Origin of the sequence: Rummeliibacillus sp. TYF-LIM-RU47 (assembly GCF_008638315.1) — a bacterium.
GTDB lineage: Bacteria > Bacillota > Bacilli > Bacillales_A > Planococcaceae > Rummeliibacillus > Rummeliibacillus stabekisii.
On record NZ_VVIR01000002.1, the window covers coordinates 229,776 to 251,028 of the forward strand.

24 protein-coding genes and 1 pseudogene are annotated in these 21,253 nt (G+C 40.0%); 17 read left to right on the top strand and 8 right to left on the bottom strand.

The genetic code is table 11. From position 1 onward, the window contains the following. The first annotated feature begins 314 nt into the window (after positions 1-314). The 9 genes and pseudogenes from F0527_RS12505 to F0527_RS12545 all read left to right on the top strand — a co-directional run bounded on the left by F0527_RS12505 (position 315) and on the right by F0527_RS12545 (position 6,995). Positions 315-938 carry a hypothetical protein gene (locus tag F0527_RS12505; RefSeq protein WP_150285117.1) on the top strand — a complete coding sequence of 208 codons (624 nt, stop codon included), beginning with the start codon at positions 315-317 and terminating at the stop codon, positions 936-938. Next, the gene (locus F0527_RS12510; RefSeq protein WP_150285118.1) at positions 913-1,125 is read left to right on the top strand and encodes a hypothetical protein; all 213 of its coding nucleotides are present in this window, start codon (positions 913-915) and stop codon (positions 1,123-1,125) included. The genes F0527_RS12505 and F0527_RS12510 overlap by 26 nt, the downstream gene beginning before the upstream one ends. A 75-nt stretch (positions 1,126-1,200) precedes the next feature. Continuing rightward, positions 1,201-1,998, top strand: a complete 798-nt coding sequence (locus tag F0527_RS12515; RefSeq protein ID WP_150285119.1) for a hypothetical protein — start codon at positions 1,201-1,203, stop codon at positions 1,996-1,998. 73 nt (positions 1,999-2,071) lie between these two features. Then, on the top strand, positions 2,072-2,398 hold the full coding sequence (locus F0527_RS12520; protein ID WP_150285120.1) for a hypothetical protein: 327 nt from the start codon (positions 2,072-2,074) through the stop codon (positions 2,396-2,398). Between the two features lie 196 nt (positions 2,399-2,594). Further along, positions 2,595-4,346, top strand: a complete 1,752-nt coding sequence (locus F0527_RS12525) for a phage tail tape measure protein (protein WP_150285121.1) — start codon at positions 2,595-2,597, stop codon at positions 4,344-4,346. Positions 4,347-4,966: 620 nt separating this feature from the next. Next, the gene (locus F0527_RS12530) at positions 4,967-5,596 is read left to right on the top strand and encodes a recombinase family protein (RefSeq protein WP_150285122.1); all 630 of its coding nucleotides are present in this window, start codon (positions 4,967-4,969) and stop codon (positions 5,594-5,596) included. Positions 5,597-5,913: 317 nt separating this feature from the next. After that, positions 5,914-6,006: pseudogene (locus F0527_RS17260) on the top strand (iron-sulfur cluster assembly accessory protein); the annotation flags it as partial. A 73-nt stretch (positions 6,007-6,079) separates the two neighbouring features. Beyond that, positions 6,080-6,571 (top strand): NUDIX domain-containing protein, encoded by a 492-nt coding sequence (locus tag F0527_RS12540; RefSeq protein WP_150285123.1) that lies wholly within the window; start codon positions 6,080-6,082, stop codon positions 6,569-6,571. 94 nt (positions 6,572-6,665) lie between these two features. After that, positions 6,666-6,995, top strand: coding sequence for a YuiB family protein (locus tag F0527_RS12545; RefSeq protein WP_066789191.1), 330 nt, complete (start codon positions 6,666-6,668; stop codon positions 6,993-6,995). A gap of 83 nt (positions 6,996-7,078) precedes the next feature. Here the strand turns inward: F0527_RS12545 and F0527_RS12550 are convergent, their stop codons facing one another. Further along, positions 7,079-7,549, bottom strand: coding sequence for a divergent PAP2 family protein (locus F0527_RS12550; protein WP_260320795.1), 471 nt, complete (start codon positions 7,547-7,549; stop codon positions 7,079-7,081). Positions 7,550-7,699: 150 nt separating this feature from the next. On the opposite strand from F0527_RS12550, the gene F0527_RS12555 reads away from it, so the two are divergent. The 3 genes from F0527_RS12555 (at position 7,700) to F0527_RS12560 (ending at position 10,131) form a co-directional block, all read left to right on the top strand. Continuing rightward, complete coding sequence (locus F0527_RS12555) at positions 7,700-9,211, top strand: leucyl aminopeptidase (protein WP_150285124.1); 1,512 nt, start codon at positions 7,700-7,702, stop codon at positions 9,209-9,211. 63 nt (positions 9,212-9,274) lie between these two features. Further along, positions 9,275-9,421, top strand: coding sequence for a hypothetical protein (locus F0527_RS17110; protein ID WP_190323477.1), 147 nt, complete (start codon positions 9,275-9,277; stop codon positions 9,419-9,421). A gap of 149 nt (positions 9,422-9,570) precedes the next feature. Continuing rightward, the gene (locus tag F0527_RS12560) at positions 9,571-10,131 is read left to right on the top strand and encodes a DUF5366 family protein (protein ID WP_066789185.1); all 561 of its coding nucleotides are present in this window, start codon (positions 9,571-9,573) and stop codon (positions 10,129-10,131) included. Positions 10,132-10,181: 50 nt separating this feature from the next. Here F0527_RS12560 and F0527_RS12565 read toward each other — a convergent pair whose 3' ends face one another. Further along, positions 10,182-12,035, bottom strand: coding sequence for a transglycosylase domain-containing protein (locus tag F0527_RS12565; protein WP_150285125.1), 1,854 nt, complete (start codon positions 12,033-12,035; stop codon positions 10,182-10,184). 87 nt (positions 12,036-12,122) lie between these two features. After that, positions 12,123-13,343: an MFS transporter gene (locus F0527_RS12570; protein WP_066789180.1), complete on the bottom strand. Its 1,221-nt coding sequence runs from the start codon at positions 13,341-13,343 to the stop codon at positions 12,123-12,125. 192 nt (positions 13,344-13,535) lie between these two features. On the opposite strand from F0527_RS12570, the gene F0527_RS12575 reads away from it, so the two are divergent. Both F0527_RS12575 and F0527_RS12580 read left to right on the top strand, forming a co-directional pair. After that, positions 13,536-14,126 carry a peptidylprolyl isomerase gene (locus F0527_RS12575; protein ID WP_285842881.1) on the top strand — a complete coding sequence of 197 codons (591 nt, stop codon included), beginning with the start codon at positions 13,536-13,538 and terminating at the stop codon, positions 14,124-14,126. A 17-nt stretch (positions 14,127-14,143) separates the two neighbouring features. Beyond that, positions 14,144-14,350 carry a hypothetical protein gene (locus F0527_RS12580; protein WP_066789177.1) on the top strand — a complete coding sequence of 69 codons (207 nt, stop codon included), beginning with the start codon at positions 14,144-14,146 and terminating at the stop codon, positions 14,348-14,350. Positions 14,351-14,395: 45 nt separating this feature from the next. Here the strand turns inward: F0527_RS12580 and F0527_RS12585 are convergent, their stop codons facing one another. Further along, positions 14,396-15,571 (bottom strand): MalY/PatB family protein, encoded by a 1,176-nt coding sequence (locus F0527_RS12585; protein WP_150285127.1) that lies wholly within the window; start codon positions 15,569-15,571, stop codon positions 14,396-14,398. Between the two features lie 76 nt (positions 15,572-15,647). On the opposite strand from F0527_RS12585, the gene F0527_RS12590 reads away from it, so the two are divergent. Next, entirely contained in the window at positions 15,648-15,908 is a 261-nt protein-coding gene (locus F0527_RS12590; RefSeq protein WP_147196450.1) for a DUF1871 family protein, read from the top strand. Between the two features lie 182 nt (positions 15,909-16,090). On the opposite strand, the gene F0527_RS12595 is transcribed toward F0527_RS12590, so the two are convergent. From F0527_RS12595 to F0527_RS17445, 3 genes are all read right to left on the bottom strand, one after another. Beyond that, positions 16,091-16,309 carry a helix-turn-helix domain-containing protein gene (locus tag F0527_RS12595; protein ID WP_066789168.1) on the bottom strand — a complete coding sequence of 73 codons (219 nt, stop codon included), beginning with the start codon at positions 16,307-16,309 and terminating at the stop codon, positions 16,091-16,093. A gap of 326 nt (positions 16,310-16,635) precedes the next feature. Continuing rightward, on the bottom strand, positions 16,636-16,824 hold the full coding sequence (locus F0527_RS17440) for a hypothetical protein (RefSeq protein ID WP_370454678.1): 189 nt from the start codon (positions 16,822-16,824) through the stop codon (positions 16,636-16,638). A 76-nt stretch (positions 16,825-16,900) separates the two neighbouring features. Further along, positions 16,901-17,254: an SLC5/6 family protein gene (locus tag F0527_RS17445; protein WP_370454679.1), complete on the bottom strand. Its 354-nt coding sequence runs from the start codon at positions 17,252-17,254 to the stop codon at positions 16,901-16,903. Between the two features lie 488 nt (positions 17,255-17,742). On the opposite strand from F0527_RS17445, the gene yugI reads away from it, so the two are divergent. Continuing rightward, on the top strand, positions 17,743-18,120 hold the full coding sequence (gene yugI, locus F0527_RS12605; protein WP_066789162.1) for a S1 domain-containing post-transcriptional regulator GSP13: 378 nt from the start codon (positions 17,743-17,745) through the stop codon (positions 18,118-18,120). Between the two features lie 114 nt (positions 18,121-18,234). Here the strand turns inward: yugI and F0527_RS12610 are convergent, their stop codons facing one another. Beyond that, entirely contained in the window at positions 18,235-19,539 is a 1,305-nt protein-coding gene (locus F0527_RS12610) for an AAA-type ATPase lid domain-containing protein (protein WP_150285128.1), read from the bottom strand. Between the two features lie 136 nt (positions 19,540-19,675). Between F0527_RS12610 and pruA the strand changes: the two genes are divergently transcribed. Further along, positions 19,676-21,220, top strand: a complete 1,545-nt coding sequence (pruA, locus tag F0527_RS12615) for an L-glutamate gamma-semialdehyde dehydrogenase (protein WP_147196454.1) — start codon at positions 19,676-19,678, stop codon at positions 21,218-21,220. The last annotated feature ends 33 nt before the right edge of the window (positions 21,221-21,253 follow it).

Consider the following 21,253-nt stretch of genomic DNA (forward strand, 5'->3'; position numbering starts at 1 on the left):
GGCAGTGGTTATCAGCTCCACAAGCTAAAACGCCGCAAAGGCTTCGAAGTCATGTGCGAATATTACGATACGCATAATCAAAAAGTGGCCGGCGTTCAATTTCGCATACCGAAATCGCAATACAGGGGAGTGGCGAGTGTAGAGCGCAAGCTAGACGAAGGTTTTTATGGATGACATTTTCGAGTGAATTAGCCGTTTTAAGGCGTCTAACACGTTTGGTGATAACTAAGTCATATTTTTAACTGCGACGCACTAGACGGCTAATTTTAACGGGATTTATAACCCTATATGCAATTATGGAAGGAGTGGTAGGGATGACGTTTTATTGCACTTATAAAGTCGAAGAGATTTCTTGTGACTGCACAGTAGGCAAGTACCTAGAGCGCGCAACAGAAGGTGGGAAGGTTGTTCCTTTTTTTCCGAACGGACAAGCAATCGGAATAATGTTTGGTGAGCATTACACCGTCAAAAATAGCGAAGGGGAAACGATTCTGCTCGGATCAAAAGGCATTACGGAGTTGGAAAGTAGACTTGCCAAGTTCCCGCATAAATTCGCAACCATTAATGGGAAGCCGTTAGAATGCTATAAAACAGAGGTAGCACCGCTCATCTATCACCTTTTATCGAAAATCGATCTTGAAACGAACATCTTTTATGCCGTGCTACAGGCTGAAAAGAACAATCACAGCCAAGGATATTGGGAAATTTACGGGTTTTACGATGAAATTGTAGAGCAACTTAGCAGAATTTTAAATGATGCCCGCGAACAACATTACTTAATCTACGAAAATGATCTTAAGTTTGTAGAAATTCCTGAAAATGATGCGGTAAATCAGAGCAATACTTTTGATCGAGCGAAATTAAGCAGAAAATTAACGAAATTTAAAGCTGAAAAAAGGAAGGAGCTACAATATGAGCGAGAAAAATCGTGCATCTAACGCTAACAAAGTTGGTTTGGGTAGTGAGGAGATGAAAATTTACTACTACGAGCAATCCCACACTCTAATTTTCGACGAAGGCACAAAATATAGGACGGTTGAGCTACCGTCTACTGTTGGGGCTGATGCTGTCAAAGATATAATTGACGTAATCAAACGGGATCGGGAAAGGGCGGATGATGGTTAAGAAAGCGTGTATACATTGAGGTAAGCAAAGGGACAAGGATGAGAAATAGTAAATTAAAAAGGGGAAATGGACACTATGACAAACACAATCGAAAAATTAAACGGATTTATCGACAAAGGGAACGACTTATTAAAAAGCAAACCTTCAAGTCTTGCATTGGAGTTAAAGCGAGTGGTAGACGCAGAATCCCATCGCATTAAGTTTGATAACACTATCGAGGATAAATTTACAGAGGATAAAAAAATGAGACGAGACTTTGCCAAGCAAGCACTTAAAATCGCAGCAGAATTAAAAGACGAATATGCAAGCGTTGGAAAAGAAGCAACTACTTTGGCTCGCAAGGAGCTCCTAAATAAGCCCGCAGTGCCTACGGACGACTTACTTACCGCAGAATTTGCGTTGGATCTCAAAAAGCTAAAAACTAAGGCGTCAATTAAGATGACGGGCGATGAATTAGAACAGCAGCTCGAAGGTTTGCTTGCGAAATACCCCGATAAATACTTTGCAAATGAGCTATACGAGGCATACGACACGCTTAGTGCATCGGTCTTAGCTGCCAATGGAGATACGCAGACACGTAAAAAGCTCGCTAGTACATTTGAACAGCTGGAAAACGCAGCGTTGACGGAAGAACAGCAAGCCGCAAAAGGTGCAATCACGTACTTCGGTGACTACGAAAATACGCAACTATTTAAAGATTTTTTACAACCGTACGACGGTTTAACGCGAGCAATCGGTGGACAATATGCAAAGTATTTTAACGACGGAAGAGCTGGCATTGAAGCGATTGAGACTGAAGAGCGCGAAGAGTTTGAAAGAGAGAATGCAGCACTAATCGCAAGAGGCGAGCGTGCTAGCAGATTATCGCTTTAATAACAATAAGAACGGGGGAGCCTTAACGGGTTCCCTTTTATTTTGCATTAAAACACGAAAGGATGACGGAATAATGGCGGAAGAAACACTCGAACAACAACAGGCGCAACTAAAAAAGATTATCACAGCCTCCAGGAAATACAAAAAGATTTATGACACAAACGCAAATGTTAATAAGTCCAAAATCGCCAAAGCGGAACGCGATTTATTGGTGCTTAAAGGCATCGCAAACGGTAACGGTTTAATGGCTAAATTGGCAACTAAAGTTCACGCAGCGCTTGAGGCAGCGCTAACAGCAGCCAAGGAGAAAAACGAAAATAAACTCGCCAAAGTCGCGGAATTACACAGTGCTGCAGAGGCAGAAGCCGAACGGCTAGAGCGGGAAATGAGAAAGGAATGAGGATATGGCGATAACTTTAAAAGCTGTCTTAACGGTAACTGACCGGCTTTCCGGGCCACTTCAGCGAGCTACACGATTAGTTGAACGGATGGACTCGCAGACAAAGAGCGCTGATAGGGCGCTTAGTCGGACGGGTAGAACTGGACACCGAGCGTTTAGTGACGTAGGGAATGCGGCAAATAGCGCAACTAACGGAATGAGCCGTGCAGTTAAGGCGGTTGGTGGGCTAACTGTAGCTATAGGTGGAGCGATTGGCGGGGCGAAATTACTCGACGCTACTTTAGGCGAAGCAATGCGCTACGAACAAAGCGAAGTTTTAGTGAGCGCTATGCTGGATGATCGGAAGCTATCTAAGCAGTATACCGCAATGGTGCAACGCCTGGCGGAGAAATCACCACTCATGGACACGTCAACAATGATGGACAGCTCGAAGGCATTTATCGGTATTACTAAGTCTATGCCATCGCTGGAAAAGGCATGGGGAATCGCTGAAAAGCTATCCATTATGGATCCCGAGCAAGGACTTCAAGGCGCAGTGTATGCGATGAAAGAGTTAGCAAGCGGGGACGGCGTATCTATGGCAGAGCGGTTCGAAATGCCAAAGTCAGTCGTTAACTCGATTAAAAACTTATCTTTTGAAGAACAGCTCAAAGCAATGGACGAGTATCTCGCTAAGACCGGTATCACGACAAAAACCGTCGAAAAGATGGGTGGTACAACGGTTGCAAAGTGGAATCAAGTTAAGGAAAAGCTACAGTCTACGTTTAGAACGATGGGTAAATCGGGCAATTCGCAAATAGGTAAAGCACTCGACGGGGTACTCGCCGGTCTCGACAAAGGCGCTTTTAACCGAATAGCCAAGAAAGTCGATGCCGGTCTTGGAAACGCCATTGAAAAGGTCGCTAACTACGTGAAGAAAGTCGACTTTAAAGACCTTGGCGAAAAGGCTACCGCAGCTTTCGATAAGATGACGAAAGGCGCCAAATGGGTGAGCGATAACTGGTCCACGATTACAAAAGTCGTAAAAGGCGTTGCCATCGCCTTCATTGCGCTTAAATCGCTATCGTTCTTAGTCGGTACGTTCACGACGATTTCAAAAGCGGTCAGCATCGGAATTAAAGTGTTTAAGACGGTAACGAAGGTAATCGGATTCGCCCGTAAAGCCTTCACGCTCATACGACTAGCCATGCTACTATTCCCCGGATCTTGGATTGTGGCGGCAATTGGCGCAGTTATTGCAATAGCAATTACGCTTTATAAGCATTGGGACACGGTAAAGGCGAAAACTAAACGCTTATGGGACGCACTTGGCGGAATCAAAGGTGTTGTGCGCGTGATGACTGGACCACTCGGCATTATTATCGGAGCTGCCGTTGACCTAGCGAAAAACTGGGACAAGACGAAAGGCGTGTGGGAAAACGTGTGGGGCGCTATTAAGCGTTCGGCTGCGGAATCCGTGAACTCAGTTATCGGCGGCATTAACGAAATGATTAAGACGATTAATAAGTTGCCAGGCGTTAATATTCCGGTAGTTGCGAAAGTTGACTGGGGAAATTCTAAGGCGACAATGCCTGCGAAAGTGCTAGACAAGAAAGTGCCGAAACTCGGTAACCTTGTAAATTATGCGCCTAAAACCGCAACTCATCCGACTAATGCAATTGCGGGAGCTGCGAAACCTACTCCTGCTCTTGATCTTGCGAATTACTCGTCGTTACCAGGACATAAAGGCGGTTTAGCGCGTGTGGGGCACGATAATTATATAGCGAGATTGCACGAAGGTGAGCGTGTGCTTACGAAAGAACAAAACAAAGAGTATTCCAACGGTACTAATGGAGTGAATGTGAGTTTTGAGGGAGCAATTTTCAACGTACGTCAAGAAAGCGATATTAGGAAAATCGCAAAAGACTTAGCAACATTAATTGTAAGGTCTAAAAATGCCGGAAACTAGCTCGCCGTTTTTCAACCGTGCCAGAATCGCAATATACCAGAAGTAGAATAATTGTAGTTATTTTGTGGGTGTAGGCATAGCGTCTGCACTCGCAACTTACATAATTTGCGGATATCTAATAGAAGGAAGTCTTGCACAGGCAGTGCAATTAGTTGCGTTTAATCAGCGTCACGACATCGCTTAAATGTAACATGTCCGGAAAGTCGCGCACTATATAGAAGGAACGCAAAATAACGATGCTACATAGCTTTACATTTTTCGCTGGATTACCTACTCGACGCCATAAATGCACGCGCCCTTAAAACACTTTGGCATTACATGACGCAAATACGACGCATTATATAGAAGAAACTCGAAAATGTAGCGTAAGATTACGTAAGTAAAGATATAATACTTGACGTTACTTCACCTACTCGCGTTGCTTGCCGGATGGGCGCCTTTCAAACTCACGGGGCTAGTCGTTCCTAAACGTATAGCTTTACGGTCGGGTCGATTAGCGCCTGTTAAGCGTTCATAAACGTTATTGTAATTAATTTATAAACGTTCATATAAATGGTTGACCTTTACGAACGTATAGCGTATACTTACTTTAACAACAACGGACGAAGGGGTGCGATAGCATGACGGTTAAGACGTTTGCATATATCCGCGTGAGTAGCAAAGAACAAAATGAGGCACGCCAGCTCGACGCTATGAAGGCGCTAGGCATTAATGACCGCGATATTTATCTCGATAAGGCTAGCGGTAAAGATACGAATAGACCGCAATACCAAGCGCTTAAGGCGAATGTGCGAGAAGGCGATACGGTAGTCTTTGAATCAATCACGCGATTATCTCGTAATATGGACGATGTGAAAAACGAGTATAAGTGGTTCGTGGATAAGGGCGTGCTATTGCGCTTTATTAAGGAGCCTATGCTAGATAGTAAGGCGGATGCACAAGGCGTTATAGACCGCGCTATGGCTGACATCATCCTAACGCTACTGGCTGCCTTTTCACAGCAAGAGCGCGAGCAAATTCGGGATCGACAACGCGCAGGAATTGAGGCCGCAAAGAAACGTGGTAAACACTTGGGAAGGCCGAAGAAATCCTATGCAACAATGAGCGCAGCTGAACGACAAGACTTTGCGCAACAATATAACGCATGGAAAGCTGGCAAGCAAACTGCGGTCGAAACGTTTAATCGTTTAGAATTAACAAAGACAACATTCTATAAGATCGTTAAGGAATACGAGGACGCTACCGAGTAAGTCGGGGTGTCTTTTCTTTTGCGTATACCCCCCACCCCCGTCATTCGTTGTGGCTTTCTCTGAGCCCCGCTATTTGCGAGCAATTTTTTATCATTCGGGGGTAAAAATTTGCGTAAATCTTGATGTAACAAATCGATAAAATACTAAGATTTGTATTCTTGCGTTTGTTTAACTTGCCATTCCCAGTTGTTGCGTTGTAAAATAATAGTCAATACAAGCGTAATGAAATACGTCATAGTGCGAATATACGTTTTATAAGTTATAACGCTTAGTGTCCGGTACGTGTGCGTTTAGGGTTCCGAGGTAAGGATCGTTTATTTACCATTGATAACCCGAATGCAATCGCATCATGTGGCTGCGGTTCATCGTTCCGAACAGCAAAAGTTACAGGAACTCCTGAAAATTGTTAAAGTACAATATAACAAAAGGCCTATTGGTTGTGTTCGCACAGCGATAGGCCTTCTTTAAACATGGGGGGATTAAATGAGCAACAAAGATCGGGGGAAGGTTTGGCTTGGTGTTGCCGGGTTAGTTGAGAATGAAAACGGCGAATGGCTCGTTGTAATGAAACGGTACGGTGGTCTGGATGGCATGTGGTCATTGCCGGCAGGATTTGTCCAACCAGGCGAGACACTTGACCAAGCATGCCACCGTGAATTAAAAGAAGAAACAGGAATAGAAGCTTCGCTACAGGGATTGCTGGGTCTGCGGACAGGCGTTCTTAGGAATGACATTAGCGATAATATGGTAGTTTTTTATTTAACAGCAAATACCCTGGAGCAATCAATTAAAGTACAGTTGGATGAATTATATGATGTAAAGTGGATTTCACCGGAAGCATTGAAAAACGATACGCGTACATCTCTTATGATTTTAGAATTAGTGGACTCTGCATTAAAAGCTAAACCGGCAACGCTAGAAAAGCTGGAAAACGATAATATTTTTGGCTATACCGACTACAAATTGTACTTCTAGTAAAACCGCATCTAGTAAGAAAAAACCACCAAGTCATTGAAACCATTGTCTCTATCAGTTACACTAATGTGAGAGAATATGGAGGAATAAACAGATGACTGGTGGATTTTCAATTATCCAATTAATACTATCGATGCTCATTTTTATAGTAATGTTTTTTGGCATCGGCTTCTTGCTAAATATGTTGCTGCGTGCTACATGGTTTATGGCATTCTTATATCCAATTGTCGTGATCTTTATTGTAGATAATGTAAGCTTTTTAGATTATTTCTTCAAAGCGGGCACAGCATTTCCAGCATTGGGCCACCGCTTGGCATCTTTGCAACTCGCTGATATTTTAATTCTTGCTAGCGGGTTAGTGGGTGCTATTATTGCAGGAATAGTCATGAAGATTCTGCGTAAAATGGGCTATCAAATGTTTTAATTATGTAATCTATATCGTTAAAATCGAAAAGAGATGTCAAATGCCAGAGGAATGGCGTTTGACATCTCTTTTTATATGGGCAATTAAAAGTAATAAATGATACAAGATAAGAGTATGCCCAATAAGCAGCCGAAAAAGACTTCAATCGGACGGTGGCCAAGCAATGTTTTCAAATCTTCCATCTTTTCCTGACCATTTTTTTCTGGTAACGTCTTTGCCTTTTCGACAAAGGTTTGCAAATCCTTACGCATTTGATTAATGACAATAGCTTGCTGTCCTGCCTGATAACGAATGCCTGTAGCATCGAACATGACAATAATGGAAAAGACAGCTGAAACAGCAAAGAGTGAGGATGTAATACCGTGTTCAAATGCAATAGCGGTTGTAAGAGATGATACAGCCGCGGAGTGCGAGCTCGGCATGCCTCCTGTAGATGTGAATAGGCCAAAGTCTACTTCCCTTGTTGCTATAAAGTGAATAGGGATTTTCACAAACTGTGCGATAAAAATGGCCAGTAAAGCGGATATTAATGGTGTGCTTTGTAAAAATTCCAAATGTATCATCACCTTTTAGCAGTTATATCTTTACTATACCATAAGGCTTTTTCTACTTCATTTCTAAGCAACCCTATTGCGAACATTTCGTAAATTGAAATACTTTGCTATAATGAATTGAGAAAATAATAATAGAAAAGAGTGAAAAGTATGCAGATTATACAAGAAATCAAAAGTTTTGCGACTGTAGATTCGGACGTTCTGATTGTTGGTGTGTCAAAAAATCAAGAAAATGTAGAGAAATGGGCTGAATTTGTACAATTCTTCGGTGAACCCATGGAAGAATGGGTAAAAAGCGGCGATATACAAACAGATACAAAATCAATTACAAAGATTCCTGTATTTACAAAAGAAGCAAAGGTAAAACGCCTTTTGTTTATCGGACTTGGCAATCGTAAATCCCTTTCAAAGGAAACATTACGCGCGGGATTTGGTTTAGCAGGAAAAGCTCTACATAAGATGAAAGCAAGTAATATTTCCCTATGGGCAGACTCCTTTACAACAGATGAAATTCTTCCTGAAGAAGTTTCTAATTTAGCTGCTGAAGGCATTGTGATGGGGAGTTATACTGTTGAAAATTATAAAACCACAAGCAATGAGCAGGATATCACAATTGAACAAATCAGCTTTATTACAGATGCAGAACCTGAAAAAGTTTTTGCAGGATATCATAAAGGAGAGGTATATGCGGTTGCTGTAAATGAGGCGCGTACACTGATCAATAGGCCAGGGAATTTGCTGACATCTACAAAATTAGCAGACTATGCAGTTGAATTGGCAAAAGAATATAATTTGGAAGTAGAAATTCTAGATAAAGCCCAACTAGAAGAATTGGGCATGGGTGCAATTCTTGCTGTCAATAAAGGATCAAAAGAAGAGCCTCGTATGATTACATTAAAATACCAAGCAACAGAACAATGGGAAGATGTCATTGGACTGGTCGGTAAAGGTGTAACATTTGATACTGGCGGTTACTCTCTTAAAACAAAAACGGGCATCGTTGGCATGAAAGGTGATATGGGCGGAGCAGCTGCCGTTCTTGGTGCTATGCGTATTGTCGGTGAAATGCGTCCAAACAAGAATGTTATTGGCGTAATTGGATCTACAGACAACATGATTTCTGGCGATGCGTTTAAGCCGGATGATGTCATTACTACTTTCAGCGGCAAAACAGTAGAAATTTTAAATACAGATGCAGAAGGCCGTCTTGTACTTGCAGATGCAGTAGCTTATGCGAAACAACAAGGTGCCAATACGCTCATAGATTTAGCTACTCTTACAGGTGGCGTAATTACTGCACTTGGTTATGATAAAACGGGTGCCCTTACTAATGATGAATCATTCTATCGTTCTTTTGTAGAAGCAGCAAACAAAACAAACGAATTTGTATGGCAGCTTCCTTTAACAGAAAATGATAAAAAGCGCATTCGGAAAAGTGATGTGGCAGATTTGAATAATTCTCCTGGCGGTGATGGCCACATGATTTTTGGTGGTGGATTTATCGGTGAATTCGTTGGCGATACACCGTGGATTCACTTAGATATCGCAGGGACTTCAGATGCGATGAGTGCATATGATTTCGGACCAAAAGGCGGCACAGGCGTTATGGTAAGAACCCTCGCAGCATTTATTGATCAACTCGCTAATAGTACAGAGGAATAATAGGCCAAATCCTAATCAAGCACTATCCCTTCTCATAAGATAATACAGAGAGGAGGGAGCATGATGTATCCATTCGGGTTTGGTTATGGAGGTTTCGGCGGGCCGTTCTTAGGTGGTTTTTTAGGTAGTTTTGTGGGCTCGGCTTTCCGTCCGTATCCAGTATATCGTAGACCATTCTATCCAGTTTATAGAAGACCTTACTGGTGGTAAAAATAAAAAGTTTCTATTCTATCATTGTTTGATAGGATGGAAGCTTTTTAGTTTACCAAACTTTACATATAGATGGGTTGAAAGCAACGGGTAAAATTAGCTATTATGGTATAGTGTGAAAAATAGATTGATTAAAGGAATTTATTGAAATGAGAAACCCATATGTATACGGATATTTGCCGTTCATAACCATTATATTATTTAGTTTGACCTTCGGGCTTTTTACAGTGACTGAATCTCTAACTTTATTTAAATCAGTAGGGATTTATTCAGGAATGAGAGAGTTTTTATCAGAAATCCAACTGCGTATTTTTCTATTGATTGTCTTTGCTCTAGTTTATTTTATGGTACTAGCTGCATTTAAATTAATAGGTGAGACAATTCATGAGTTAGCCATGCTATTTTTCTCAAAAGATGCAGAAGGCAAGACGGTGAATGAAGCACGTGGGGGGTATGTTATCTTTTTCTTTGGTGGCATTGCTTCTGCGGTAGGAATTTCGTCTTTTTGGCTATTAGCACTTATTTTTGTCTTGACCGTGTTTATTTATTTTGTTTATGTCATCTACAAATTGAGCAACCATATGACTCTTGGCGCGACAGTCGGCGTAATGCTTTTTGAATTAACTATTTGGCTTATCTTTTTAGCATTGATTGTCTATGTCGTATTTAAACTATATAACGGCATTGTTTCTAGTTTGCCTTTTTCATAAGGTAAGGAAAGAGCACATTGAATGATGTTTGACCATTCAACGTGCTCTTTTTATGGTTGCATGATTTTTGAGAAAATGCGGTGATGGACTTTAGCAGCTTCTAATGCTTGCATGTTTTGCGGTTGGTCATAGCCAATCCATACAGCAGCGGTATAACGATCGGTCAAACCAGCGAGCCAGTAATCACGATAATCATTTGTAGTACCTGTTTTCGCACCTACATAAGGAGCGTCTACATGAATACCAACACCTGTCCCGTTCTTGACAACATCAGCCATTAAAAAGCGGATATGTTCAACAGTGCTTGGAGACCAGACAGTCCTCGTAGGACTTTTCCATTTATATAAGAGGTGTCCGTTTTGGTCTTTCACACTCCGAATTGTGTGAGGTGTCCGGTAATCTCCATCTATAAAGCTCGTATAAGCACTTGCTAGATCTGCAGTGGTAAGGCCGTGCGTCAAGCCTCCAAGAGCAGATGGATATTCATAATCTTCTTTACCGATTGGTAAATGAAGTGGCTTTAAGTATTGGAAAGCTGGGGTTATCCCCACTTGTGCTAATAACCGGATAGCTACTGTATTGTAGCTATATCTAAAGCCTTGTTGGATGGTCACATTGCCAAGCACTTGACCACCATAGTTTTTGGGACAGTAATTGCTAATACAATAAGGAGCTCCACTCACAATTGTATTAGGTGTTGCTTTCGTCTTTTCAAAATACGGTGCATAATCTATAAGTGGTTTGAATGCTGATCCTGGTTGCCGAGCCGCTTGGTAACTGCGGTTAAAGTCATACTTTCTATAATGCTTTCCCCCATAGATACTCACAATCTCGCGGGTATCATTATCGATAACCACTGCAGATGATTGGAGGGTGCCATAGTGAGTTAACAGATTATCAATTGCTGTTGTATCCATCGCTTGTTTAGTAGGAGATAAGGCTGTCTCGATAACAAGCCCTTTATTCAGCAAATGGTTGACGCGCTTTGATAGTTTTGCTTCTACTTTTTTGCGCTCGAGCGGTGTTTTGGCCAACTGCCGTTCTTTCGTATAGCCTTCCTTAGAGGCAACGAGTGAACGAAATTCGTTGATCACATAGGTGCTATAGGCAGGGTAGAGCTGCACTTTTCTTTTTAAGGCGAATGTAATTTTTTCTCGTTTCATTTTTTTTGCTTCTTGGTGGCTAATGATCCCTTTTTCAGCCATTTTATCTAGTAAGCGCTCTTGCCTTTTTTTCGTGTTTTCAAAATGGCGAAGCGGATCATATAGTGTAGGATTATTCGGTATGGCTGCTATAAAGGCCATCTGAGCTTTGGATAAATGTGTAACGGGCTTATTAAAGTAATAGGTGGCAGCACCGTTTACACCATATGCGCCATTCGCAAAATACATTTCATTTAAGTACATATTAAGTATTTCATCTTTTGATGTTTTACGTTCAAGCTCATAAGCGTAAAAAATTTCAAGCAATTTTCGCTCATACGTTTTTTCCTGAGACAAGTAACGCATGCGGACTAACTGTTGCGTAATGGTGCTGCCACCTTGAGAAGCACTGCCGTTTTCATTATTTTGGACAAATGCTCTGGCAATGCCTGATAGGTCAAAGCCAATATGTTCATAGAAATCCGCATCCTCGCTATTTATGAACAGCTGTTGCATAAATGTAGGTATATCCGATATTAAGAGCGGCTTTCTCCATTCTGTATATTCCTCTGAAAAAGTTTTATGGTCCCGATCCTTTAAAACAGTAGGATTCAATATATTGGGTGCCTCCAATTTTATAGTAGAGGTGAATTCTTTTTCAAAAGCTTCGGCTGTCTGCATTTCTTCTGAAATCTTTCCGATAAGAATAAATAGCAAAGGCAGACTGCATAAAACAATAAAAAAACCTACTGCTCTTCGCACGAAATTTTCTCCTTTATTCTTTAAATATGGGTATTAAGCCATTTAAAAGAATAGCATATTTCCTTCGCGAGTAGCAGTAGATTCTAATTATTTTTGTTCCAGTATATCTTCCAAATGCTGAACCGCCTTTTTTCGAGCAAAATGAAGGGTAAACCAAGCGATAACAAATAAGGCACCTGTTACATAAAAGACAGAAGAGATGCCAAAAATACCACTGACTATTCCACCAAACACAGGACCTATGATATTTCCTAAAAAGCGGAAGCTGGTGTTATAGCCCATCACTTCGCCTTGTACCACTACTGGCGCTTCTCTACGGATTAAGGCAGTTGTGGCAGGTATCAATCCACCCATTGCAATTCCGTATAAGAATCGAAGTATAACGAGTTGCCATAAAGCGGTTACCATGGCTTGCGGTACCATAAAGACTACGGCTATTAATAGAAGCATAAGCATAACTTTTTCATATCCAATATGATCTCCGAGCCGGCCCCAAATACGAGCAAACAGCAGGTTTCCTAGACCTGTTGCGCTGAATGTCAGCCCTGAAAGGAATGTCAATTGGGCAGTAGTGGTAGTTAGTTCCGATACATAAAGTGACAATAGCGGCTGAATACTAAAGTTCCCGATCTGAATAAGAGCTGTAATTAACATGACATTAAATAATAGACGGTGTTTAGTGATACCACGTAATACTTCCAATTGTGTATAATGGACAGCATTAACCTTTCTTTTCTTACGGATTTCATGGACTAGCGTGATGACAAGTAAGGTTGCAGTAGCAATAGAAGCAGAAGTGATATAGAAGGTGTATTTAAAGCCAAACGAATCGGCTAGCAGACCGCCGACAATCGGTCCAAACAAAGAACCGGTGACACTTCCCATTTGTAATGTCCCTAAAATCTTCCCTGCTGATTCCTTGGGTGTTTGTGAGCTAATAAAGGCTAGCGATGTTGGAATAAACCCAGTTACTACCCCCATGGCCAATCGAAGGAAAAAGAACTGTTCTACATTTTGAACATGTCCCATAAAGAATATACTGACAGACAGGCCTATACCGTTAATAATCAAAATCGGCTTATAGCCAAAGCGGTCAGCAATGCGCCCCCAGATGGGAGACATTAAAAAAGCCGTAATAAAGGTAGCGCCAAAAATCAAGCCAGACCATTTTTGAACGTATGCTTCAGTAAAGTTGCCTAATGTGTTGATATACAACGAAAGAAAAGGCATGATCATCGTAGTTGTTCCGGAAACAAGCATATTGGAAATCCACATGATGATAAAATTGTGTTTTTGTTTTGGATTCATATACTCACTACTTTCTGTAATATTAATACAAATTAAATCCTTCCATCAGCAAGGCTAATGAAAAAAAAAGTTAGTTATGATAGACTAGGATTGCTATATGATAGTTGTTTATTTACTGGAACGATATATGTATCTTTCCCCACAACTTAATTAACAAACATTTAATCTTAAGGAGATGCGAATATGTCAAATTTGTACCCACAGTTGTCAAATGAAGTAGCTGACAATGAAGTATTAGTTGAAATGAACACGAACCAAGGCAGCGTTAAAATCAAATTATTCCCTGAGTTGGCGCCTAAAACAGTTGAAAACTTCTTAACACACGCTAAAAATGGTTACTACGAAGGAATCATTTTCCACCGTGTCATTAAAGATTTCATGATTCAAGGTGGAGACCCAACTGGTACAGGTATGGGTGGAGAAAGTATTTATGGTAGCTCATTTGAAGATGAATTTAACCCTGAATTAATGAATATTCGCGGTGCGCTTTCTATGGCCAATGCTGGTCCAAATACAAACGGCAGCCAATTCTTTATCGTGCATATGTCTGAAGTGCCAGCAAATATGATTGGCCAAATGCAAGATGCTGGATTTCCAGAAGAAGTAATCCAAGCTTATAAAGAGCGCGGAGGCACACCATGGTTAGACGGCAAGCACACTGTGTTTGGACAAGTTGTAGATGGCATGGATATCGTTGATAAAATTGCAGATGCAAAAGTAGGATTCCAAGACAAGCCAGTAGAAGATATTGTCATCCAATCAATTAAAGTAGTCGAAAAATAACAAGGGGCGTTCACTAAATGAATGCATGGATATTAAACGAATTCCTTTACTTTCCAGAAGATAAGTCAGAATATATACCAGCCGTTATTGAGCTAGCTATTATTCTAGTGTTATGTGTTCTTGTTTTTAACTTTTTTAGAAGAAAAGCAAGAAGAGATGCCGAGAAGACAAAAGAACTGGAAGAAAAAATTGCAAGAGACAAAAATTCCTCAAAACAGCATTAAAAGAACTCCTGTATTAGTCGTAAAAAACTAATACAGGAGTTTTTGTTATGTTAAGGCATGGGTGAACCGTTTTATTCCTTCTTCTACTAGTGAACGAGGGCAGCTGACATTCATGCGCAAAAATCCTTTGCCTTGTTCGCCGTATTTAGAACCAGGCTCAAGAGCCAATCGCCCTTTTGTGAGGAGCAAATCCATGATTTCCTCCTCTGTTTTGCCTGTTTTTCGGTAATCAATCCACAGCAAGTATGTAGCATTCGGTTTATAAATATGAATGCCTTCGATTTCAGTTAAACGGCTAATGGCAAGGTCCATATTTTCAGAAATATAGGGTAGCAATTGTTCTAGCCATTCTTCTCCTTCTTTTGAATACAAAGCTTTTAGTGCCACACCGGCAAAAATATTTAAGCTCATTTGAGCATGCTTCACCATATGTTCTCGCAAACGCGCTCGCAACTCTTCATCTGAGACAATCATCATGGCTACTTGTATACCTGCGATATTGAAGGTTTTAGTCGGTGCCATACATGTGATGATTCTATTTTTAGCATCGCCTGCAACTTGAGCAAGAGGTGTATGTTTTCGACCATCCAATATAAGGTCTGCATGGATTTCATCTGAGAGAATTAGCACATCGTTTTTCTCACAAATACGGGTGATTTCTTGAAGAGTTTCGATAGACCACTCAAAGCCGCCAGGATTATGAGGGTGGCATAGGATAAACAGTTTTACGTCTTCCTGTTGCGTCATATTGTCAAACTTTTCAAAATCAAAGCTATATACGCCGTCTACCTCATCCAATGGGCATTCTTTTACCGTACGATTTAAATTCTTTGGTACATTGAAGAATGGGGGATAGATGGGTGGCGTGATGATGACCGCTTCATTTTCTTTTGTAAATGTTTCTACAACTGCAGCAATGGCCGGTACTACCCCTTGCTGATATAAAATCCACGATGGGTCAATTGTAAAACCATGACGTTTTTTGGCCCAGTCAACAAAAGCCTGAGTACCTTCTGCATCTTCAAATGTATAGCCAAAAACAGGGTGCTCAAGACGTTTTTTAAATGCATCAATTAAAACGGCAGGCGCAGCAAAGTCCATATCTGCAATCCACATCGGCAGTATATCATTCGGGTCTTCTAATTGATAAATTTCAGCCATTCGATCCCATTTCACTGAGTTTGTAAGAGATCTATTTTCTATCTGATCTAATATGCTCAAAACAATTCCCCTTTTCTTTTTTTACAATTATGTTATCATATCCAATAGAATAAGAAAGCAAATAAGGTGAAAAACGATGGAAAATATCGAAATGAATAGAAAAGCCATTCTTACATTAGAGGCTTGGAATCCATTTAATATGAAAGATTTTCGCTATGATACAGAGGCAGCGGATGTAGTAGCGGCCCTGCAATATATTGATGATCCTTCTGAATTGGGCAAAAAAATTCAGCATATATATGAACAGTCATTTGAGCAATGGATTCCGATCGAGAAGTGTGTTGAGATTTCGTACAAGCTATTGGCTATTAAATTTGAAGCGAAATGCATAGTATAAGTGAATCTGCTTTATTATCTAAAGAAAAAAACCAATGAAAACAAGTGAATTGTTTTCATTGGTTTTTTATTATTGGCGAATGAACGAGCTTTTGACCCCACAATTCAAATAGTGGGGGTAATTGCCCTTAATTCGCGATTAATTTCATACACTTATAGGAAATAACCTGCTAAGCGAAGTTTTTATTCTGCATCCTGAGTAAGGCCATCTACTAAATTAGATACTGGTACTTCAAGCGCATTTGATAATATTAATAACGTTTGAGTGGAAGGTACTTCTTCACCTGATTCAAAGCGCGCTAATTTTTCAACGCCTACTCGAGTTTTTAAAGATAATTGATCAAGCGTCAGATTACGTTCTTGTCTCAACTTTGCTAATTGTGTTGAAAGATGATCTTGCATAAAACAGCACCCCTTGTCGGAAATTTTTCTCTACTTTGTGGGGGAGTAAAACACCCACTCATTGGAGCTTCATGTGAAGTCTTACCAATATCTGATGAATCATAATGCAGTCCTACCATCAAAATAATAGGGAAACTTCTCATTTATTACCTAATAATAGTATAACATGTAATTCCTTTAATCAAAAATATGTTTCTTGGCAACTCTCACTATTCACAATTTATACACAATTCTATCGTAATTCAAACACTGTTAATATACTAAAAGCTACTTTAAGAAGTTTTCGTAGATTCCTTGTATGAATACGATGATGATAGCAATTGGCGCTAATAGGGAATAGCAAAAGAACCAAGAATACAATAAAAAATACAACCGAAAGGAATTTGATGAAAAACAGCTGGCAAGACAATAAAGACAAGCTCAGGATCTTGGTCGGATGTAAACCCTAATGCAAATACTGCTGGGAAGATGACAAGCCCTGCAAGAAGGGAAATTCCAATATTCAGCCAAGCCACATTAAAAGCTGACCCCACGATTTTTTCTATTTTAGGTAAGTATGAATATAGGCCATCATCGTAGCGACACCGACACTTAAAAAAAGTAAGATTGGGATTGTCCCATTGCCAACAAAAATGTTTTCCCAGTAAGATATGACCAATATGGGACAAACATGAATTTAATTCCTTCAAATGCTTCGTCTAGTATGATTGAACGAATAGCAAGGACAATGAAAAATATGAATAATATCAGCAACATCCATTTACTTGCTTTTTCAATACCGTTTTTCACCCCTCCAAGTACCATCCAAATCGTCAAAATCATAAATAAGCCTTGTGCAATGACTACTTCCCACGGATTTTGGGTAAGAGTAGTGAAAAGATGGCTATAAAAGGTTTGGCTTGTGCTGGTAAGCTTGAATGATATCGCCCGCATGAGATAACTCAATATCCAGTCGCCTACTACACTGTAGAAAGAGAGAATACTAGACAAGATAAAGCCGGCCTTTCCTGTTAAAACCATGCTGTACCCGGAGCTTGTTTTTTGAATGAATTGACGGCATCTGTCTGACCTCGTCATCCAATTAAAAATTCAGCAATCAATATTGGCAATCCTATTAGTAACAAACTGATTTTGATGCGAATTGATCCCTATTGGACGAGTTTTGTGCCCTCTTTTCAAGGAAGGATTGTTTTATTTATTTTACAACAATAATTTATTAGAAAGTACTGAAGCTTATAAAAAATTAACGAAGCTGAATATATATTGTTGTTGAGCCAAACAATCACAAACTGGCTGCAGTCATCCAAAATATAAGTGATTCTATACTTCTTAGGATTCTTTTCAAAAATGAGGAATTTTTGCTCGACATAACGGTCTATGCTATAATTTTGTTGAAAAAATGTATATAGAAGTCACGGAAAGTAGGAAGGATTATGGCGAAAAAATATAAAGTAGGAGATGTGCTTACAGGAAAAGTAACTGGTATTCAGCCATATGGCGCATTTGTTGCATTAGACGAGACGACGCAAGGGCTTGTGCATATTTCAGAGATCACATATGGTTTTGTGAAAGAAATTTCTGATTTTCTGACAATTGGACAAACAGTAGAAGTAAAAGTTTTAGAAGTAGATGATGACGCAAAAAAAATCAGCCTATCTATTCGTGCATTAAAAGAGCGTCCACCTATGAGAAAAAAAGAAGCAGTCCCACGCAAATCGCTTCAAGACCGTGTAGATGAAAGTGATTCAGTTGGGTTTAACTCATTAAAGGTTAAGCTTCGTGATTGGATTGAAGAATCAGGTATTAAGTAAAAAAGCTAATTCGCATATTATTTTGCGAATTAGCTTTTTTTTCGGATTGCAAATTGGGGAAACTTTTTCTCAAGCCTTACAAGGAAGTTGTAGGCTATAATCCACTGAAGAAGATTATTTTCTTATTTTGCGAAGACGGTATTGCAGATTCTGCCTGCTCATGCCGAGAGCGGCTGAAGCTTGTGTAATATTGTGATTATATTTTTCCATTACTTTATTTAAATAATATTCTTCCGCTTCTCTCAAGTAGTCATCAAGTGGAAGTAGTTCTTTTTCTTGCTGTACGACAAAATAGTCTGCACTTTTTGAAGAAGAACTGTATGTTTGTGTTTTCCATTTGAAATGAAGTGGTAGCAATTCATAGGTGATTTCATCTTCGTTCGTAACCATAGACATAATATCGTCGAGCAGTATTTCTAATTCCTTCAGATTTCCTGGCCAATCATATTCCATGAATAGTTGCTCTACTTCTGTACTCAAACCGCTCACCGTTCTTCTAAAGCGATTGCTATACCTTCGTAAATAGTCATCTACAAATGGCTTTATATCTTCTCTTCGTGTGTGTAATGGCGGAACTATTATCGTTAAGGCAAAAAAGTAATAGAGCTCTTTGTGCAGTTTGCCTGTTGCAATAAGATCAATTGGATCACTTCCAATGCTTGCAATAAATTGGTGTGATGATTGCTTATATTCATCGGCTAATGTTAAATACTCTTGCTGCAAATCAAGTGGCAAGTATTCAATCCTCTCACAAAAAATGGTGCTAGGCTCAGCCTTTTGCAGTTGTTTCTTCAAGCGTTCAATCATTGCTCGATCTGCCCGCTGGCAAAAGAGAGTCGTGAAATTCCCCGCGGCTCGTGTTGAGGCATGATGGATCGCTTCAGCAATTAAATCTTTTCCTGTGCCAGATTCGCCTACAAGCAATACAGGAAGACGAGCGGCGACAGCTTTTTTAGCTGTTTTAATCACTTCCTGCATCGGTTCTGAGACGGCAGTTATTTGTGAAAAAGTAATTGATTCACCGTAGCGTCTCATGGGTTGATACACTAGCTTTTCTAGTGTGGTAATATCTCGTGCAAACTCAATTGCTCCAATGAATTCTCCATCTTGGATGATGGGAAATGTGTCATTGATTGTTGTAATCTCTTGTCCATTTTGATTCCAATAAGTTTGCTTCACATTTTGGATAGGTTCTTTATTTTGCAAAACTTTGAGCAGGGTACTATCTTCTTTATCAAAATGAAACAACTCTAATATTGATCGATCGTGAACGTCTTCTAAGTGAAGCCCTTCAATTTCCATCATTTTTTCATTGTAAATCAGCGTTTTGCCATGTGCATCGACTGCGTGAATGCCTACTGATACATGCTCTGTCGCAAATTGATAAAACGGCAAAAGATTCTGTGTGGGATTCTCCATTTTTATCACCTTAAAAAATTTTTTTAGATTTTTTTAAATTTTTACTTGAAAAACGCAATATTATTTTGCATTATTATAAGTGTAATCGATAAAGTAATGCAAATTTTTTTTGCGCTCACATAAGGAGGACTAAGAAATGATTCCGTACACAACTGAACCATTAACAGATTTTTCAAAAGAGGAAAATCGCCAAGCATATGAGGTAGCCTTGAAAAAGGTACAAAGCGAAATTGGACAAGATTATCCATTGATCGTTGGGGGAGAAAGAATTACAACTGAAGACAAAATTGTCTCTTATAATCCTGCTAAAAAATCTGAAGTAGTAGGTCGCGTTTCAAAAGCAAACAAAGAAATCGCTGAAAAAGCAATGCAAGTTGCAGATGCAACATTTAAAACATGGAGTAAAGTAAAACCAGAAGTTCGTGCTGATATTCTATTTAAAGCAGCAGCAATTACAAAACGTCGCCGCCACGAAATGTCTGCATGGATGACACTTGAAGCAGGTAAACCATGGGTAGAAGCAGATGCAGATACAGCAGAAGCAATTGACTTCCTAGAATACTATGGTCGTCAAATGTTAGCGCTTAAAGATGGCAAACCTGTACAAAGCCGTCCTGGCGAATACAATAAATTTGGTTATATTCCATTAGGTGTTGGCGTTGTTATTTCACCATGGAACTTCCCATTCGCTATTATGGCGGGTACTACAGTAGCTGCAGTTGTAACAGGAAATACAGTGTTACTAAAACCAGCTTCTACAACACCAGTTATTGCATATAAATTTATGGAGATCCTTGAAGAAGCAGGCCTACCAGCTGGCGTAGTAAACTACATCCCAGGCCCAGGCGCTGAAGTAGGAGATTACTTAGTAGATCATCCACGTACTCGTTTCGTAAGTTTCACAGGTTCACGCGATGTAGGTCTTCGCATCAACCAACGTGCAGCTGTACAAAACGAAGGACAAATTTGGATCAAACGTGTTATCGCTGAAATGGGTGGTAAAGATACGATTGTTGTAGATAAAGAGGCTGACCTTGAGCTAGCTGCACAATCTATCGTTAAATCTGCTTTCGGTTTCAGTGGTCAAAAATGTTCTGCATGTTCACGTGCTGTCATTGTCGAAGATGTATATGATCAAGTTCTTGATCGCGTAGTAGAACTTACAAAAGAATTAACTGTTGGAGATCCAACAGATCACAATAACTTTATGGCTACAGTAATTGATGAAGCAGCATTTAAGAAAGTAACAAGCTACTTCGAAGTGGCTAACAGTGAAGGCCGCATCGTAGCAGGCGGTACTGCAGACGATTCAGTTGGTTACTTTGTTCAACCAACAGTTGTAGCAGACGTAGCACCAGATGCACGTGTAATGCAAGAAGAAATCTTTGGTCCAATCGTAGCAATTTCTAAAGCAAAAGATTTCAATGAAGCACTTGATATTGCAAACAACACTGAATATGGTTTAACAGGTGCTGTCATCTCAACAAATCGTGACCATTTAGAGAAAGCACGTGAAGAATTCTTTGTTGGAAATCTATACTTCAACCGTGGATGTACTGGCGCAATTGTTGGTTACCAACCATTTGGTGGTTACAACATGTCAGGTACTTGCTCTAAAGCAGGCGGTCCAGATTTCTTAACATTGCATATGCAATCTAAATCTGTATCTGAAACTTTATAATGTAATAGATGAAGAGGCGGGCAAACTCGTTTG